General features: G+C 72.7%; 12 protein-coding genes and 8 pseudogenes. 16 read left to right on the forward strand and 4 right to left on the reverse strand.

From position 1 onward, the window contains the following. Window positions 1-197: 197 nt before the first annotated feature. On the reverse strand, window positions 198-728 hold the full coding sequence (locus tag PV963_RS00600; protein WP_274813676.1) for a hypothetical protein: 531 nt from the start codon (window positions 726-728) through the stop codon (window positions 198-200). 36 nt (window positions 729-764) lie between these two features. Here PV963_RS00600 and PV963_RS00605 point away from each other — a divergent pair, with 36 nt between their 5' ends. The 3 genes from PV963_RS00605 (at window position 765) to PV963_RS00615 (ending at window position 2,760) form a co-directional block, all read left to right on the forward strand. Further along, window positions 765-971 carry a hypothetical protein gene (locus tag PV963_RS00605; RefSeq protein ID WP_274813677.1) on the forward strand — a complete coding sequence of 69 codons (207 nt, stop codon included), beginning with the start codon at window positions 765-767 and terminating at the stop codon, window positions 969-971. 595 nt (window positions 972-1,566) lie between these two features. Beyond that, on the forward strand, window positions 1,567-2,181 hold the full coding sequence (locus PV963_RS00610; RefSeq protein ID WP_274813678.1) for a hypothetical protein: 615 nt from the start codon (window positions 1,567-1,569) through the stop codon (window positions 2,179-2,181). Between the two features lie 129 nt (window positions 2,182-2,310). After that, window positions 2,311-2,760 (forward strand): hypothetical protein, encoded by a 450-nt coding sequence (locus PV963_RS00615; RefSeq protein WP_274813679.1) that lies wholly within the window; start codon window positions 2,311-2,313, stop codon window positions 2,758-2,760. A 92-nt stretch (window positions 2,761-2,852) separates the two neighbouring features. Here the strand turns inward: PV963_RS00615 and PV963_RS00620 are convergent, their stop codons facing one another. Next, on the reverse strand, window positions 2,853-3,089 hold the full coding sequence (locus tag PV963_RS00620) for a hypothetical protein (RefSeq protein ID WP_274813680.1): 237 nt from the start codon (window positions 3,087-3,089) through the stop codon (window positions 2,853-2,855). A 705-nt stretch (window positions 3,090-3,794) separates the two neighbouring features. Here PV963_RS00620 and PV963_RS00625 point away from each other — a divergent pair. The 8 genes and pseudogenes from PV963_RS00625 (at window position 3,795) to PV963_RS00660 (ending at window position 8,961) form a co-directional block, all read left to right on the forward strand. Beyond that, entirely contained in the window at window positions 3,795-4,013 is a 219-nt protein-coding gene (locus PV963_RS00625; RefSeq protein ID WP_274813681.1) for a hypothetical protein, read from the forward strand. Continuing rightward, window positions 4,001-4,240: an ATP-binding protein gene (locus PV963_RS00630; RefSeq protein WP_274813682.1), complete on the forward strand. Its 240-nt coding sequence runs from the start codon at window positions 4,001-4,003 to the stop codon at window positions 4,238-4,240. The genes PV963_RS00625 and PV963_RS00630 overlap by 13 nt, the downstream gene beginning before the upstream one ends. Continuing rightward, window positions 4,237-5,049, forward strand: a complete 813-nt coding sequence (locus tag PV963_RS00635; RefSeq protein WP_274813683.1) for a hypothetical protein — start codon at window positions 4,237-4,239, stop codon at window positions 5,047-5,049. The genes PV963_RS00630 and PV963_RS00635 overlap by 4 nt, the downstream gene beginning before the upstream one ends. Window positions 5,050-5,133: 84 nt before the next feature. Beyond that, window positions 5,134-5,556 carry a roadblock/LC7 domain-containing protein gene (locus PV963_RS00640; protein WP_037673550.1) on the forward strand — a complete coding sequence of 141 codons (423 nt, stop codon included), beginning with the start codon at window positions 5,134-5,136 and terminating at the stop codon, window positions 5,554-5,556. Beyond that, a pseudogene (locus PV963_RS00645) lies at window positions 5,553-5,913 on the forward strand (DUF742 domain-containing protein). Before PV963_RS00640 ends, PV963_RS00645 begins: the two are co-directional and overlap by 4 nt. After that, entirely contained in the window at window positions 5,885-6,508 is a 624-nt protein-coding gene (locus PV963_RS00650; RefSeq protein WP_274813686.1) for a GTP-binding protein, read from the forward strand. The pseudogene PV963_RS00645 and the gene PV963_RS00650 overlap by 29 nt, the downstream one beginning before the upstream one ends. Then, a pseudogene (locus PV963_RS00655) lies at window positions 6,505-7,739 on the forward strand (cytochrome P450). The gene PV963_RS00650 and the pseudogene PV963_RS00655 overlap by 4 nt, the downstream one beginning before the upstream one ends. Then, window positions 7,736-8,961 (forward strand): annotated as a pseudogene (locus PV963_RS00660) (cytochrome P450 family protein). The pseudogenes PV963_RS00655 and PV963_RS00660 overlap by 4 nt, the downstream one beginning before the upstream one ends. A 229-nt stretch (window positions 8,962-9,190) precedes the next feature. On the opposite strand, the pseudogene PV963_RS00665 reads toward PV963_RS00660, so the two are convergent. Further along, window positions 9,191-10,683 (reverse strand): annotated as a pseudogene (locus PV963_RS00665) (helix-turn-helix domain-containing protein). A gap of 162 nt (window positions 10,684-10,845) precedes the next feature. Here PV963_RS00665 and PV963_RS00670 point away from each other — a divergent pair. The 5 genes and pseudogenes from PV963_RS00670 to PV963_RS00690 all read left to right on the forward strand — a co-directional run bounded on the left by PV963_RS00670 (window position 10,846) and on the right by PV963_RS00690 (window position 16,001). After that, the gene (locus PV963_RS00670; RefSeq protein ID WP_274813688.1) at window positions 10,846-11,466 is read left to right on the forward strand and encodes an L-threonylcarbamoyladenylate synthase; all 621 of its coding nucleotides are present in this window, start codon (window positions 10,846-10,848) and stop codon (window positions 11,464-11,466) included. Window positions 11,467-11,611: 145 nt separating this feature from the next. Next, on the forward strand, window positions 11,612-12,367 hold the full coding sequence (locus PV963_RS00675) for a dienelactone hydrolase family protein (protein WP_274813689.1): 756 nt from the start codon (window positions 11,612-11,614) through the stop codon (window positions 12,365-12,367). Between the two features lie 120 nt (window positions 12,368-12,487). Then, window positions 12,488-13,259 (forward strand): annotated as a pseudogene (locus tag PV963_RS00680) (MHYT domain-containing protein); the annotation flags it as partial. Window positions 13,260-13,388: 129 nt separating this feature from the next. Next, a pseudogene (locus PV963_RS00685) lies at window positions 13,389-14,878 on the forward strand (metallophosphoesterase family protein). A 95-nt stretch (window positions 14,879-14,973) separates the two neighbouring features. After that, a pseudogene (locus PV963_RS00690) lies at window positions 14,974-16,001 on the forward strand (LLM class flavin-dependent oxidoreductase). 590 nt (window positions 16,002-16,591) lie between these two features. Here the strand turns inward: PV963_RS00690 and PV963_RS00695 are convergent. Next, window positions 16,592-17,565, reverse strand: a pseudogene (locus tag PV963_RS00695) (TauD/TfdA dioxygenase family protein). Window positions 17,566-17,624 lie beyond the last annotated feature (59 nt).

A 17,624-nucleotide genomic window follows, 5' to 3' on the forward strand; every position in this document is an offset into this window, starting at 1 on the left:
CGGGCAGGGCCGCGACCTCCGCGGAAGGCGGACGTCAGGTCACCGAAGGCCGCCCGCCGCCAGTCGCTGACGTCGGGCTTCTCGACGCCGGTGAACCGCTCCGGGAACTGGAGGGCACAGGTGTGGTCGAAGGGTTCGGAGGAGACCCGGCTGCCCCACGGTTTCAGTGCGTGAACCGGGGCTCGGTCATGGGCCGGCTACGCGTGCCGTCCCTCGCACACGGACCAGACCTCCGCGAGGAGGGCCGGGTGGTTCTCGCCGTACGTGACGACGGCCGCGAACACCGCGTCGAGGGCCGCCCGGAGCGGGTCGGCTTCGGCGGCGCCCGTCACCGCAGGGAGGGCCATGTGCGGCCGCGACATCCGCAGGGACGAGTCCGGCCGGCCGATGGTGAAGGCCCCGGCGTACGGAGCGGAGCCGGAGGCAGGCGATTTCGCCACGGCGGCCGCCGGGCCCACGACAGCCCCTGCCACCTCCTGGGGCTGCGGCAGGGAGGCGCCCGGGGTCGCAGGCGGTCGGAAGGGGGGCCGCTCGGGAGGGACGGCCCGGCCGACGGTGCGGTCCGGGACACGCGGGTCGGTGGCCAGGGTCTGCCACATGCGGGCGTCGTCGTCGAACGGCGGCGGCAGCGGACGGCCTTCGGCCAGGGCCGTGAGCGCGCCGGCGACCCAGTCGAGGGCGGTGAGGCCGGCCGCTTCACACGCTCGGCGGGCGGCGAACACGGCCACCGCACGCTGGGTGGCGGGGCCGGAGGCGTCGATCGCGTGGAGCAGGGCGGGGTCGAATTCGAGGAGGCCGCGGACATTGCCGCCGACGTCGCGCAGGGCCTGGCTCGGCAGCTGTCCGCCCCATTGCCATCGTTCGAAGGCGAGCCGGCGTTCCCGCTGCGCCGTCTCCTGCGCGAGGCGGGCCTGGCGTTCGGCTTCGGCGCGTTCGGCCGGTGTGGGAGGCGGCGGCAGTTCGCGGCGTAGCGGTGCCAGTAGGCGGCGATCCGCGAGGTCTGCTTCAGGACGCGGTCCGGCTCGGGCGGCGCGGGCCAGAACTGGAGTAGGTAGCGGTCGAGTTGCGGCTCGCCGTCCAGGCGGGTGTCCCGCTCGCTCGCCTGGTCCATTCCCCTGGCGCAGTACCGCACCCGGTGGTCGGTCTGCTCCAGATCGAGCGGCCAGGAGGCTCCCCCTCCCCATTCCACGAGTGCGCTGTCCGCCGACACCGGACGGAAGGACACCTCCACCACGTCCTCCCAGGCCGGATCCAGCGGCGGCGCCTGCTCGTGCACCTCGACCGTGAAGCCCACGTCGCCGGTGTGCAGGCCGGTGCTCAGCCACAGAGCGCCCGGTGTCGCCGCCCCGCACAGTCCCGCACTCTGCCCGGCGAACGCCTCCGCGAGGTCCGGCCCGAAGCTGTCCGGATCGGTCTCGACGTAGATCTGGCCGTAGTGCACATGGACTTCTCCCTCGACCGGCCTGCGCACGATCAGCTCCTTCTCGTCCGGGATGCAATGGTGAGCTGTCGGCATCGTGGCATCCGCCACTGACAATCAGAGCGCGATCACGGGAGAGCAGAGGCATGCGGCACGTCTACTGGATCGGGGGCGGTAGCGGCGCGGGCAAGTCCACGATCGCCCGCAGGCTCGCCGAGCGGCACGGCTGGCATCTCTACGCGACCGACGACGTGATGGGGGATCACGCCCGCCGGACCACGCCCGACGAGGCCCCGCTGCTGCACGAGTTCATGGCCATGGACATGGACGAGCGCTGGGTGAACCGGTCTCCGGAGACCATGCTCCGGACGTTCCACTGGTTTCGTGGTGAGGGCTTCGGGCTGATCGTCGAGGACCTGCTGCGCATGCCTCGGGAGACGTGTGTCGTCGTCGAGGGCTTCCGCCTGCTGCCGCACCTCGTGCAACCCCTGCTCACCGAGCCCGGACACGCCGTCTGGCTCCTGCCCACACCGGAGTTCCGGCAGGCCGCGGTCACGAACCGGGCCACGCCGGGAGGGGGTTTCACCGGCCGGACCAGTGACCCGGAGCGGGCGAACCGCAACATCGCCGCACGGGACCACATGTTCACGGAACACCTCCGCGAGGAGACCGCACGCCTCCGGCTGCCCACCGTCACCGTCGATCTCACGATGTCGGAGGACGAACTCACCGAGCGGGTGGGCCGGGTCTTCCGGCTCTGACCTCTCACCACCTCCGGCTCCGACCCCGCACAACCTCCGGCACCGACCCCGCACAACCTCTGGTCGGCGTCAGGTGTCTTCGTCACCGAAAGGAACAATCCGTCCCGACACGTTCCAACGGGGGAACACATGAGCCTGGCCCGCAGCCGTACCCGCCGCGGCGCGACCGCAGCCCTCACCGTCCTGATGGCGGCCGCCCTCGGAGCCGCCGGCGCCGGGGCGTCGAACGCCGGCACCGCCGCACCGCAGACCCGGCAGATCGCCTCGTCCGTCCTCGGCTCCGACTACAGGATCACGCTCACGGCGCTGCGTTCGACGGAGGACGAGTACGCCGCCTCGGTGCGTCTCCAGGTCTACACGCAGTCCGGCGGCGCCTGGAAGGAGTCGGACCGCGTGACCGTGGGCGACGTGGACGGCTGGTTCTGGTACCCGCTCACCGGCAAGGGTGTCGTCTGCGAGTTCTCGACCGCGAGCACGGAGCCCGCGCCGCTCACGGTGAGCCTGCTGCTGACGCCGTCGCTCGGCTGCTCCGAGCCGGCCGAGTACGTAGTGAAGGAGGGCAGGGTCTACGCCGGCTGAGCCGGGCGGCCGGGTAGTTCCGCCGCCGGGCACGAAACGGGCCCGGACCCCCGCCGGCGGGCGGTGTCCGGGCCGTGCGGCCGCGTTGGGCCTCAGCCGCCGTTGAGGCGTGCGCGCAGGAGCGCCTTGCCCAGTTCGGCGCCCTTGCGGCTGTCCGCCTGGGCCTTGCGGAACAGGTCGGCGACCTCGGTGTCCTTGGCGCGCTCCGCGTCCTGGATGTAGCTCTCCAGACGCAGGGCGTTGTTCAGGCACGCCTCGACGTACCAGATCAGGTTGTAGTCCTTGTCCTGCGTACCGGTCACGCCGCCGGTCTCCGTCTCGCTGGTCATTCGGACCTCCTTCTTGCGGAGCGGACCTCTTCAGGCGCCGGACGGGTACCCGTCCTCCGGTCGGACACACAGCACGCCCGCATCACGTTCCGTGACGTCCCGATCACACCCTCGCCGAGTAGACCGCCGACCGGGTGGCCAGACCCGTACGCACCGCCAACTCCCCTGCGCTGTAAGGCAATCCCGACAGTTGCCACAGAAGCGAACAGAGACCGGTCACTTTCCGAACGAAGTGCCGCTCCACCGTGCGAGATCGGTCGATGACGGTGTGTACTGTGCTGCGGGTGGCTCGTGAGAGCACCTCGGACTCCGCCCTGCCCGACTCTGACCTGGACTCGACTCGATGATCGAATTACCGGACCTGGTCGTCGGCGGTCTCGCCGTCGGCACACTGTCCGCGTTCGCCCTCGGTGGCGGGTTGCTGCGCTCACGGCGGCAACTGGCCGCGCAGCGCGCCAAGACGGCCGCACTGCGCGCGCAACTCGACGGCACCACCGGGCGTTCACGGCCGAGGTCGAGCACCTGGCGGCGGGCGCGTGCCCGCAGCGGCCCGGCAGGTGGCCCATCCCACGTCGCCGTGCCCGGCCCGCTCAGCCCGCAGCTCGCCGGTTCGCCCCTGGGTCTCGCGCTGGAGCAGGTACTGAAGGGACTGCAGGCCGAACTCGCCGCGCAGCGCACCCGGATCGACGCCGCGCGCAGGCCGGGATGCGCGGGGCCACCCGGGAGATCCAGGCGGCGCTTTACCGGCTCCAGGACGCCCTGCGCGGTCTGCAACAGCGCTACGACGACCCCGAGTTGGCGCAGACCCTGTTCGAGCTGGACCACGAGAACGAGCAGTCCCTGCGGCGCGCGCAGATCGCCGCGGTGGTGTGCGGGGCCTGGGTGGGACTGGCCCGGAGGAGTCCCATCTGGTGGACGCGGTGACGGGCGGTCAGGCCCGGCTCGCGGGCTACCGGCGCGTCCGGGTCCACAACCACCTGGAGGCGGGCACGGCCTTGGTGTCCCACGCCGTCGAGCCGGTCGCCATCATCGTCGCCGAGCTCCTCGACAACGCGCTGCGGCACTCCGCGCCCGACACCGACGTGGTGGTCAACCTGGAGGCCGTCCACCACGGTGTCTGTGTCACCGTGGACGACGCCGGGCTGGCATGACTCAGGACGAACGGGCCCGTGCCCAGCGGATGGTGGCCGGTTCCGAACCGATCCTGCTCACCGAGCTCGGCGACCCGCCGCGCATGGGACTCGCCGCCATCGGCCAGCTGACCCGGCAGTTCGATCTGAGCGTGGACCTGTCCTCCCCGTCCCCGTACGGCGGGGTGCGGGCGGTGCTGCGGGTCGACAGTCACCTGCTGACGCGGATCGATCCGACGAACTGCCTCCGGCGGCCAGCGCCCCGCGGTCGACGCGCAGAGCGGAGCGGGACACGGCGGGCGGTGCCGCCACGCCCTCCGGTGCCGCCCCGCGCTCCGATGCCGCAACGTCCCGCGGCGTCTCCTCGCCCCGCGGCGCCGGACCGGACGCCTCGCCCCTGCCGTCCGGCCCCTGCCGCCCAAGCCGCCCAGGCCCGCGCATCCGAACCGGCCCCGGCCACCGCCTCCAACGGCTCCGAGCCGTCCCCCGCGTCCCGGAAGCCCGAGCCGCCGTCCACCACCACCACCGCCGCCCACCCCACCCCGTCCGACGATCACGGCTACGGCACGGACCAGGACGACCAGGCCTCCACCCCGGCCTCCGGCCACCACGGCCCCGCGACACCGGCGCCCTCCCCCAGCGGCGTCGCCGCAGCCGGGCAACGCCCCGCCGGGCGCCCCGGCCCCCGCACCCGCACCCGCACCCGCACCACAGCGCCGGCCGCGGCGCCCCGAGGAGTCAGCCGCCGCCCTCGGCGCCCTCCAGTCCGGCACGGCGGCCGCACGATTTGCCGCCCGGCCGAACACCGGCGCCGTTCCAGCCGTACCTGATGATGTCCCGGCCGCGACCACGGCCGACGGAGCGACCGACGACACCGGCCGAGACCGGAACGACCACGAAGGGGGAACGGCTCGATGACCAGCCGCGCGACGGGGGACACGGCCTGGGTGCTCGAACCGGTCCTGGAGGTGCCGCACGTCGTGGCCGCCGTCCTGCTCACCCGGGACGGACTCGTGACGGGCTACACCGACGCGCTGTCGCAGCCGTCGGCCGAGCGGGTCGCCGCCATCACCAGCACCGTGCAGGGCGCGTGCCGTACCGCGGCGGCGGCGTTCGCCGACACCGACCGGGCCGACATCCGGCAGGTCGTCATCGAGTCGGACCACGGCTATGTGCTCATCGTGCCGACGGACCACGGCACCTGCGTGGCCGCGTACGGCGATCCCGAGGTACGCCTGGATCTGCTCGCGCACCGGGTGCACTCGCAGGTCGCGCGGCTCGGCGAGAAGGCGATGGCCGCCGGGCCCCGAGGTGCCGACGGCGACACGCCGGCATGACCGGCCGCCGAGGCGGCCGTCCCTGGTTCCCGCGTATCTGTCGACCGGCGGGTGGCGCGGCCCAGCCGTGCCCATCTGGAGCGGCTGTCGGTCCTCACCGGCAGCGGCGAGCCGGCCCCGGCCGATCTGCCCGCCGCGCAGGCGGCCCTGCTGGAGGAGCTGGAGTACGGGTCGCTGACGGTGGTGGAGGCCGCGGCCCTGCTGCGGCTGCCCGTCTCCGCCGTGCTGGTGCTGGCCGCCGACCTCATCGACCGTGACCTGGTACTGGCCCGCGCGCCGATCCCGCCCGCCCGGCGCTTCGACCCCGACCTGCTGAAGAGAGTGGCCGATGGCCTCCGCGACCTCAAGCACCGTTGACACCGCCGCCGGCGGCGGTATCCATCTCCCGGACACCGCCCGCGACCTGGTGAAGATCCTGGTCACGGGGCCTTTCGGAGTGGGCAAGACCACCCTGATCGGCTCCGTCTCGGAGATCCGCCCGCTGCACACGGAGGAGCAGCTCACCGAGGCGTCCGCGCAGGTCGACGATCTCGCCGGGGTCCGGGACAAGTCGACCACCACGGTCGCCATCGACTTCGGCCGGATCAGCCTGCCGGGCGGGATCGTGCTGTATCTGTTCGGCACGCCCGGCCAGGAGCGGTTCCGGTCGCTGTGGGACGACATCGCCCACGGGGCGCTCGGCGCGCTCGTGCTGGTCGACGCCCGCCGGATCGACGCCTCGTTCGACGTGCTCGGGCTGGTGGAGGAGACCGGGCTGCCGTACGCGGTCGCCTTCAACACCTTTCCGGACGCGCCCCGCCACCACACGCCCGAGCAGTTGCGCGCCGCCCTGGACCTGGAACCGACGACCCCGATGGTGACCTGTGACGCGCGCGAGGCGGACTCCTCGATCGACTCCCTGCTCGCCCTCGTCCAGCACCTGATCGACCACCGACCCGCGGAGCACCGGTGACCCAACCGTCCCCTGCCGAGCAGGCCTTCTGTCTCGCGGCGCCCGTCCGCCTGGGAGGGCGGCTTCGCCCGCGATCCCCACCCGTACTACGCCGCCCTGCGCGCCCAGGGGCCGATCGGCTGGGCGGAACTGGCGCCCGGTGTGCCGGCGTACGTCGTCACGGACCGGCGGGCGGCGCTGGATCTGCTGCACGACACGAAGACGTTCTCGCACGATCCCCGGCCGTGGCAGGCGACCGTCCCCGTCGACTCCCCCGTGCTCGGGATGATGCGCTGGCGGCCCAACACCCTGTTCGCCGACGGTGCCGCCCACATCCGCTACCGCACCACGCTGATCGACGCCTTCGACCTGGTGGAGCCGCACGACCTGCGGGCCCGGGTGCACCGGGCGGTGCATCTGCTGGTGAGCCGGATCGGACCGCGCGGCGAGGCAGACCTGGTCGGCGAGTTCACCGGCCGCTGATGGCGCTGGTGTTCAACAGCCTGTTCGGGCTGCCGGACAGCGCGAGCGACCGGCTCGACGCCGCGCTCGGCAAGCTGATCGAGGGCGGCGCGCAGGCGGCGCAGGGCGAGGCGGAGTACGCCGGGTACGTGCTGGAGCTGATCGCGGCCAAGACCGAGCGGCGCGGCGACGACCTGCCGAGCTGGCTCCTGGACCATCCGGCGGGGCTGACCCCCGAGGAGGTCACCTGGCAGGTGTTCCTCACACTCGGCGCGGGACACGAGCCGACGGCCAACCTGGTGTCCAACGCGCTGTCCAGGATCCTCGGCAACCCGGCCTACTACTCGACGCTGACCAGCGGCGCCCGCCCGGTGACGGACGCGGTGCTGGAGGTGCTGCACCACGAGACGCCGCTCGCCAACTACGGCATCCACTACGCCCGCACGCCCGTCACCTTCCACGGTGTGTGGATCAGGGCGGCGGTACCGGTGGTGATCTCGTACGGGGCACTGGCGCAGGCCACCGAGCAGGAGCGCGGCGCGGACCGGCACCCGGGCGACGCCTCCCACCTGTCCTGGTCGGCGGGCCGCACGCCTGCCCGGTCAAGCAGCACACGCTGCTCATCGCCACCGAGGCGATCGAACGGCTCACGCAGTGGCTGCCCGACCTGGAACCCGTACTGCCCCGCGAACGTCTCACCTGGCGGCCCGGCCCCTTCCACCGCTCGCTGACGGCGCTGCCCGTCCGTTTCACTCCCCGCTCCCCCGATCAGCCAGGAGGACGACCGTGACCGTGACCGACCGCATCGCACTCGACCCTTTCGGCGCGGACATCGCGGGCGAGAGCGCCCGGCTGCGCGCCCTCGGCCCGATCGTGCCCGTGGAGCTGCCCGGCGGGATCCCCGCCTGGGCGCCCACGCGCTACGACACGCTGAAGGAACTCATCCTCGACCCGCGGGTCAGCAAGGACCCGCGGGTGCACTGGCGGCTGTGGCCCGAGCTCGGCGAACATCCGTCCTGGGGCTGGATCGTGAGCTGGGTGGGCGTGGTCAACATGTTCACCGCCTACGGTGCGGACCACAGGCGGCTGCGCAAGCTGGTGGCGCCGAGCTTCACACACCGGCGCACCGAGGCGATGCGGCCCCGGGTGGAGGCCGTCACCGCGGAGCTGCTGGACGCGCTCGACGCGGCCGGCGCCGAGGTCGTGGACATCAAGGAGGGCTCGCCCGTCCCCTGCCGATGCGGATCATCTGCGAACTGTTCGGCGTCCCCGACGCGTTGCGCGAGGACACCAGCCGGATGATCGCGGCCATCATGGACACCACCGACCCGAGCCCCGAGCACGCGGCGTCCGTCCAGCGGCAGATCGGCACGGTGCTGCCCGCGCTGATCGCCCACAAGGCCGCGCACCCCGGCGACGACATGACCACCGAGCTGATCCGGGTCCGGGACGAAGACGGCGACCGGCTCAGCGACGAGGAGCTGCTGTACACGCTGCTGCTGGTCATCGGGGCCGGTTTCGAGACCACCGTCAATCTCATCGGCAACGCGGCCGTCGCCCTGCTCCGCCGCCCCGAGCAGCTCGCCGCCGTACGGTCCGGGGAGATCGGCTGGGACGCCGTCGTCGACGAGACGCTGCGCGCGCACCCGTCGATCGCGTCGCTGCCGCTGCGGTTCGCCGTCACGGACCTCACCGTCGGCGACGTCACGATCCCGGCCGGAGACGCCATCCTCACGACGTACGCCGCCGCGGGGCTCGACCCCGAGCACTACGGCCCGGACGCCGACGTGTTCGACGCCACGCGCGCAGCCGACGACCATCTGGCGTTCGGGATCGGGGTCCACCGCTGCATCGGGGCACCCTTGGCCCGCCTGGAGGCGCTCACCGCGCTGCCGGCGCTGTTCGACCGGTTCCCCGGCCTGAGCCTGGCCACCGGTGACGAGGGCCTGCGGCAGGTGTCGTCCTTCATCGCCTTCGGCTGGCAGGAGATCCCGGTGCGGCTGCGGGGCTGAGGCAACAGGAGGGAGACCGCCTCACCGGGCAGCTCGCGGGAGCGCGACCGGTCCCCCGTTCCGGTCGAGCCCCCGCGGTTCGTCGAACCTACGTCCAGGGCAGAGGCCTTGTGAATCGCGTCGATGCCCGTTGCACGCTCAACAGGGCTCACCCGTGCACAGCTGAGTCCGGATGGCCCGGTTTCGTCCCGCCCGACCTGGCCAACCGGTTGCCACGGAGGCGAACCGGTCAGTTGAGGCGGTGGAAAACCGGCACGTCGAGGTCACCGACGGACAGGTGGGCCAGCACGACCTCGTACAGGTCGGTGCCCCCGGCGAGGAGCTGGCGTTCCAGGACGGGTTCGGCGCTGCGCACGTGCTCGCGCACCGTCTGCGCGTGCATGCCCAGGGCCTGCGCGGCCCGTTCGGCGTTGCCGCCGGCGGCGATCCAGGTGCGCAGCGTCCGGCGCGGGTTCCTGGCGTCCGGGTCCAGCCGGCCCAGCAGGTCCTGCCCCCAGGTGCGCACGGCCGGCCCGGACAGCAGGTCGGAGAGCCGGAGGGTGGAGTTCGCGGTGCCGTCGGTGAACTCGGCGTCGGACAGGCCGATCTGAGTGTTGAGCGCAAGGTGGACGACGGCCCGGACGGCGAGGTCGGCGAAGTCGGTGCCGAGCAGGGCTTCCACGCGTTCCATGCGGGCGCGGACCGTGTTGCGGCTGACGCCGAGGACCGTCGCAGCGTTGACGGCGGTGAACTCCAGGCCGAGGCGGGTGGTGGCGAGGAGTTCGGCGCGGGTGTGGTGCGGCAGGGTGTCGAGGGGGCGCAGCACCCGGGCCGTCCAGGCGCGCAGCCCTTCCGGGTCCATGAGGCGTTCGGGGTGGGTGCGCTCGGCGTAGAGCGCGGTCTTGTCGGGACGGAAGTGGGCGACGGCGAGGGCGCTGACGGCCTGCCCGTAGGCGGTGGCGGTCCGGGCGAGGCTCTGCCGGACGCTGCCGCCGAGGAAGATGTCCGGGTGCCGGTCGGCCAGTGACCGCAGGGCCTCGTCGGTGGTGTCGCGGAGGCTGACGACGATCACGTGCCCGGCCATGGCCGGGCAGCGCACGACCAGGGCGTCCTCCCTGGTGCTGTCCAGGCACTCCTCGGCGATCCGGTCGCGTAGGGCGGGGTCGGACTCGACGACGTACACGCACGCCGTGTCGGCGTCGAGCAGTCCGGGCCAGAGCCCGGCGGCGACGCGGCGGGCGGCGATGGTGTCCTCGACCATCAGCAGTTGCAGGATCGCCAGGCGCAGGTCGGAGGTGGCTCGCCGGAGCCGGTGTCCGGCCGCGGTCGACTCGCGCGCGGCCAGCAGGAGCTCGATCACCTGGGCGGTGTGCGTGACGACGTCGGAGGCCCGCGGTCGAAGGGGGTCTCGCGGGAGACGGCCAGGACGCAGGCGTGGGAGGGGTGCTCCACCCGGACCAGGCGCAGATGGCGCTCCCGGCTCTCCCAGGCGGCGGAGGCGATCCGGCCGGCGGTGATGTCCCTGACGAGGCCTTCGTCCAGCGGGAGCCGGGTTCCGGCCATGAGGTTCCCGGCTGCGTCCTGAAGGGCCACGGACCCGCGCACGGCACCGGCGAGCCAGCTCACGACCCTGCCCACGTGGCGCCCTGCCGGGCGCAGGTGCTCGAGCAGTTCCTCCGCCCACCCCGGACCCGGCCCGGCCGGTGTCTCCTGCTGCCGGTTCCCGTCCTCTCGGCCAGCCACCTCGGCCTTCCCCTCGCTCCTCGCACCGCCTCCGGCGCACCGGTCGGGGACGTTACCTCACACGTCCCCGCTCTCTTCCCGGGCGGACGCCCCCCGCACCCGCCCACGGGCCGACACCCCACCCTGCGTCGCCGCACCCCGCGGGCGGCATAAGCTCGACGGATGGCGAAGTACTACGACGTGCACCCCGACAACCCCCAGCCCCGCACCATCGGCCAGATCGCCGACAGCATCCGTGCGGACGCTCTTGTCGCCTACCCCACGGATTCCTGTTACGCACTGGGCTGCCGCCTGGGCAGCCGTGACGGCATCGAGCGGATCCGGACGATCCGCAAGCTGGACGACCGGCACCACTTCACCCTGGTGTGCCAGGACTTCGCGCAGCTCGGCCAGTTCGTGCGGATCGACAACGACGTGTTCCGCGCGATCAAGGCGTCGACGCCCGGCAGCTACACGTTCATCCTGCCCGCGACGAAGGAGGTGCCGCGCATGCTCCAGCACCCCAAGAAGAAGACGGTCGGCGTGCGGATCCCCGACCACGTCGTCACCCAGGCCCTGCTCGCCGAGCTCGGCGAGCCGCTGCTGTCCAGCACCCTGCTGCTGCCCGGCGAGGAGGAGCCGATGACGCAGGGCTGGGAGATCAAGGACCTGCTCGACCACGTGCTGGACGGGGTGGTCAACTCCGGTGACTGCGGAACCGAGCCCACGACGGTGATCGACTTCTCCGGCGGGGAGGCCGAGATCGTGCGGCACGGGGCGGGCGACACGTCACGGTTCGAGTAAAGCGCGCGCCAAGGGGCGTTCACGGTTGCGCCGGGTGCCGGGGGTGGGCGAAATGCCCCGGGAAGCGGCGTGTCACGATGCCCGTGATCCGCCCGGTCACGCGGACGGGTTCCTGGCCGACACCCCCCAGAGAGGCAGCACAGCCATGACCGCCGTACAGGGAACCGCTGTCGACATCCCCACCGAGGACGGCACCGCCGACGCGTATCTGGCGCATCCCGCCGACGGGGCCGCCCACCCGGCGGTCCTGCTCTACATGGACGCCTTCGGCCTGCGTCCCCAGTTGCGCACCATGGCCGACCGGCTGGCCGGCGAGGGCTACACGGTGCTGGTGCCCAACGTGTTCTACCGGCACGGCCGGGCCCCGCTGTTCGATCTGCCGGAGTTCATCGACCCGGGGGCGCGGCCGGAGATATTCGAGCGCATCATGCCGGTCATGCGGGCCCTGACGCCCGAACTGGCGATGCGGGACGCCGGTGCCTATCTGCGTCTGCTGGCCGAGTCGCCCGTGGTGGCCGAGGGCCCGGTCGCGGTGACCGGCTACTGCATGGGGGCGCGCCTGTCGCTGCTCACGGCCGGGACCTACCCGGAGCGGGTCGCGGCCGCGGCCGGCTTCCACGGCGGGCGGCTGGCGACGGACACGCCGGACAGTCCGCACCTGGTGGCCGGCAAGGTCACCGCGGAACTGTACTTCGGCCACGCCGACCAGGACCCCTCGCTGCCCCGGGAGCAGATCGAGCGCCTGGAGGAGACCCTGACCGCGGCGGGCGTCCGCCACCGGTGCGAGGTGTACACCGGTGCGCCCCACGGTTTCACGCAGGCCGACACCGCGTCCTACCACAAGGAGGCCGACGAGCGGCACTGGTCGGCCCTGCTCGACCTGCTGAAGCGCACATTCTGACCTCAATCGACTCCTGGTCAACAGAAGTTGGCGTCCTACCGACGGTAAGGGCTTGCTTTCCCGCGATCCCTGCGCGTAGACCTTGCTGAAAACCAGCCATGACTCGGGGGGAGTTGACTCATGGACGGCACGGTCGACGGGTTCCGCTACGGTGCGGTGACTCCAGTGGCGGCCTATCTGATGGCCTGTCTGGGAGGGCGCTGGGGCTGCGGTGCATCGTGCGCTCGCTGCTCGATACGCGGTCGTGGAAGCCCGGCTGGCTGGCGTTAGGCGCCGCCTCCATCGGGTGCGGCATCTGGACGATGCACTTCATCGCCATGATCGGCTTCCACGTGGAGGAGACCCGGGTCCGTTATGACGCGGCCACGACGGTGCTCAGTCTCGTCGTGGCCGTCGCCGTTGTGGGCATCGGCGTGTTCATCGTCGGCTATCGCGGCACGGGCCGTGGCACCCTGGCGGTCGCGGGTGTCGTCACGGGACTGGGGTGGCGGCCATGCACTACCTGGGCATGGCGGCGATGCGGCTGCACGGCGACATCGGCTACGACCCGGTCGGCGTCGTCCTGTCCGTGTTGATCGCCATCGCCGCCGCGACCGCCGCGCTGTGGTCGGCCGTCACGATCCGCGGCTTCCTGACGAGCCTCTGGGCGAGCCTGGTGATGGGCGTGGCGGTGTCCGGCATGCACTACACGGGCATGGCCGCCGTCAGCGTCCATGTGCACGACACGACCGGCGGGACGTGGGAGGGCGACTCGCCCCTGTCCCTGCTGCTGCCGATGCTGCTGGGGCCGGTCGTCTTCCTGCTGCTGGCCGGGGTCGTGGTCATGTTCGACCCGCTGCTGGTACACGGCGAGCGCGCCGGGAACCGGGCCCCCGCTCCGCCCCCGGGCACCTCCGCCGGCGTCCGGGTGCCAACTCCATTCCCGCGCCGCGCTCTTCATGGCACGACACGGACTCGCCCACCCGCGGCCGGTGAACGACCCGCCTGCGGACGGCTCGTAGATCATTGTTACGGTGCAGCGGTGTCTGACTCCTCACGCGATACCGCCGAAGGCGCCGGCTGGGGCACCGACGAACGCGGCGCGTACCAGCAGCTGATGCCTCCGAAGGTCGAGAAGATCTCCTGGCTGGACCCGAAGATGCTGTGGGCCGCCCGCAACGGCGTGCTGGCCTCCTGGTTCGGGGACCCCACCGGCCGCACCCGCGGCCGGTGGGTGGCACAGCGTGCGGCCGCCGGCGCACCGGCCGACAAGGTGATCCGGCGCGACGACCCGGACCGGTTCTCCTTCCTGGTCATCGGCGACACCGGCGAGGGTGACGACCCCCAGTACGCCGTCGTGCCCGGCTTTCTGAAGACCGGTCAGGACACCCGCTTCGCCGTGCTGGCCAGTGACGTGATCTACCCGGTGGGCAGCGCGGACGACTACGACACCAAGTTCTTCCGCCCATACGGGACTACCAGGCGCCGATCTACGCGATACCCGGCAACCACGACTGGTACGAGGACCTCGGCGGCTTCATGCGCGTCTTCTGCGACGACCCCTCCGCTGCCGCCCGAGCCCCGCCGCGTCCCCTGACCCGGGCCTGGCTGCGGTCCCTGCTGTGGCACCGGCCGCGTCCGGACGACGGTCAACGCCTCGCCGAGGCCCGCGCGTTGCGGTCCGCCCCCGCCCAGCAGGCCGTCCAGCCGGGCCCGTACTGGGCGATCGACGCCGGACCCGTGCGGATCATAGGCATCGACACGGGCCTGGGCACCCTCGACGCCGAACAGGGCGCCTGGCTGCGCGAGGTCTCCCAGGGACCCCGCCCGAAGATCCTGGTCACCGGGTCGCCCCTGTACGTGGACGGCAGGCACGAGCCGTGCGCCATCGAAGGGGCGGCGCCGTCGACGACATAGTCCGCGACCCGGCGCACCACTACGTGCGGCGATCGGCGGCGACATCCACAACTACCAGCGCTACCCGGTCCGGTTGGACGACGGACGTACCCTCCAGTACGTGGTCGCCGGCGGCGGCGGGGCGTTCATGCACGCCACCCACACCATCCCCGCGTCAACGTCGCGAACGTGACCGAGCGGGACTTCCGCTGCTATCCGCTGCGCGGCGACTCCCTCGCCTTTCTACAGCCGGCTCTACGGCCGCCGCCTGCGCTTGCCCGCTTCTTCACGCTCACCGAGGCGGAGGCGACGGCCGTGATCGCCGAGCGCCTGGGCATCCCGCCGACCCGTGTCCCGGGCGCGGCCACCCGCGTCACCCGGCGCGTCCGGTGGTCGCCGGGCTGCTCGGACCGGCCGCCGCGACCGGGCCAAGCGGTTCCGGCTGCCCGTGCGCAAGATCTACACGTCGCTGTTCTCGCCGAGCTCGGCACCTACAGCCCGCCGTTCTTCAAGTGCTTCCTGCGCCTGGACGTCTCCCCGGAGGCGGTCCGGCTGCGCTGCTACGCGGCCACCGGCAACCGCGCGCAGGAACTCGCCCCGCCGGTCGAGGACGAGGTGACGATCCCGCTGCGCTGACCCGGTGACGCCGCCCCTGACGCAGCGGGAACAGCACGGGCCGCTACCGGGTTGGCACAGCCATACACCATTGAACATTCAACGATGGAGCGCCCGTGCCACCGACCCCACGACCGCTGCGCAAACTGGGCTTCCTGACGATCGGGCTGTTCGACGAGGCGGATCCGCGGCGCGGCCACGAGTCGACGCTGGAGATCATCGAGCTGGGCGAGCGGCTCGGCTTCGACAGCGCGTGGGTGCGCCATCGCCATCTCCAGTACGGCATCTCCTCCCCCGTCGCCGTCCTGTCCGCGGCCTCGCAGCGCACCGCCGCATCGAACTCGGCACCGCTGTCACCCCGCTCGGCTGGGAGAACCCGCTGCGCCTCGCCGAGGACCTGGCCACCGTCGACCTGCTGTCCGGGGGCCGGCTCAATCCGGGCGTCAGCGTGGGCCCGCCGATGCACTTCGACCAGGTCAAGGGCGCGCTCTACCCGGACACGGCCGATGCCGAGGACTTCGGCCACGGGCGGGTGGAGCGGCTGCTGGACTTCGTGCGGGGCAAGCCGGCGACGGACTTCAGCGGGACGGAAGGGTTCGAGACCTTCTCCGACCAAGTACAGCCCCACTCCCCCGGCCTGGGCCGCCGCATGTGGTACGGCGGCGGCAGCCTGCGGTCGTCCCGGTGGGCCGGCGAGCACGGCATGAACCTCCTCACCAGCAGCGTCGTGAAGGCCGAAGGCCCCGACGGGCCCCACGACTTCGCGCAGATCCAGCTCTCCCACATCCGGGCCTTCCGGGCCGCCCACCCCGACGGCGATGCCGCCCGCGTCTCGCAGGGCCTCGTCGTCATCCCCACGGACTCCGCCTCACCCGAGCAGCGCGCCCGCTACGAGAAGTACTCCGCCGAGCGCACTCCCCGTACAGCCACACCACAGGGCCCGGCCCGGCTGCTGTTCGCGCCGGACCTGGTGGGCACCTCGGAGGAGATCGCCGAACGGCTGCACGCGCACGCCGCGTTCGGGGAGGTGGACGAGGTCGCGTTCGCGCTGCCGTTCACCTTCGAGCACGAGGACTACGTCCAGATCCTCACCGACATGGCGACCGGGCTCGGCCCGGCGCTGGGGTGGCGACCGGGCGCGTAGGCCTCCGGCGGAACAGTGCGGCCGGGAGGCGGGGCGTGTCCGGCGGGTCAGGTTACCCGGAAGGCGGCACATCCCGGCCCACCGGGTCACCCCGGGTGCGACGCACCCCCGGCAGAGGAGGTCACCCCAGGAGCGGCGCACCCCCGCCGGACCAGGCCACCCCAGATGCGGCCCACCCCCGGCAGACGAAGTCACCCGGAGGCGGCGCGCTGGAGACCGTCGACGCCGACCGGGTCACCCGGCAGCCACCGACCCATGGAAGGGGACGGGTCGGGAGTGTCCGCCCGCAGCGGTTGGCGCGTCAACGGGGAGTCAGTCGGCATCCGACCCCATCGCGCCGTTCCGAGGACGAACACCCCGGGCGCGGCCCCGCCCCACAACCACCGCGAAGTCGCCAATCGCACCCGGCGCCCCGGGTCGCCCCGGAGGCGCCGCCCGCCTCCCCGGCCCAGGAGCAGACCGCCGCGGAGTCCCAGGCGGCTTCCCGGAGAAGGCCGTGGCGTCCGACTCGCCCCGTGCGGCGTACCCCGGCCGGACCAGGTCGCCCCGGAAACGGCGCATCCCCGGCCGACCCGCCGACCCCGCACAGGTCACCAGCGCCCGGGTGCCGTCCCGGTGATCGGCTCCGACGCCCTGCCGTCCACCCCGACGGGCACGTCCCCGGCGAGCATCACCCGGTGCATGATCCGCGGATGGTCGAGGTGCGCGGTGTCGCCGGGAGCCAGATGCATCGTCGCGCGGTTGTCCCAGAACGCCACGCTGCCCGGCTCCCAGCGGAACCGGACCGTGTACTCGGGCCGGACAGCCTGCTCCAGCAGCATCTCCAGGATCGCGCCGCTCTCGGGCCGGGAGAGGCCGGCGATCTGCTCGACGTAGTAGCCGTTGACGTAGAGAATCCGCTCGCCCGTCTCCGGGTGGACCCGCACCAACGGGTGCAGCGAGGCGACCTGACGGTCCAGCAGGTGCCGGACGTACGCGTCGTCACCGGGCCGGGGCTGATAGCCGACGCCGAGCCGGTGCTCGGCCCGCAGGCCGTCGACGAACTCCCGCAGCGGCGCGGAGAGCCCGGCGTACGCCGCGGCGAGGTTCGACCAGGTGGTGTCGCCGCCGTAGGGCGGCACGGTCTCGGCGCGCAGGATCGTCGCGGCGGGCGGATCGACGCGGGCGCCGTGGTCGCAGTGCCAGCCGCGCAGCAGGGTGTGGCGGCGGCGCCGCAGCCACTCGTCGTGCTCCATGCCGAACCGCCCGCCCAGCTCCAGCCGGTCGGCGGTCGTCTCGATCTCGGGGAAGTCCGGCGGCGAGGCCTTCCCCCGCCGCGGCAGCACGACCGGTTCCCCGAAGCGCCGCGCGAACGCCACATGCCCGGCGTGGTCCAGCCGCTGCCCTCGAAGAACACCACCTTCCAACGGAGCACCGCCGCCCTGATCGCGGCGACCACGGCGTCGTCGAGGTCCGCGGCCAGGTCGACGCCGCCGATCTCGGCGCCGATGTGCCCGGCGACCGGCTGCACCTCCACCCCGGCGTCCCGCACCGCCTCGTCCGTCATCGGGCTGTCCGTCGTCATGCGCACTCCGCTGGTCGTGGGCGTGGTCGTGCCTTCCGGAAGATCGTGACAGCGATCCC

The sequence above is a fragment of the Streptomyces coeruleorubidus genome, from assembly GCF_028885415.1.
Classification (GTDB): domain Bacteria; phylum Actinomycetota; class Actinomycetes; order Streptomycetales; family Streptomycetaceae; genus Streptomyces; species Streptomyces coeruleorubidus_A.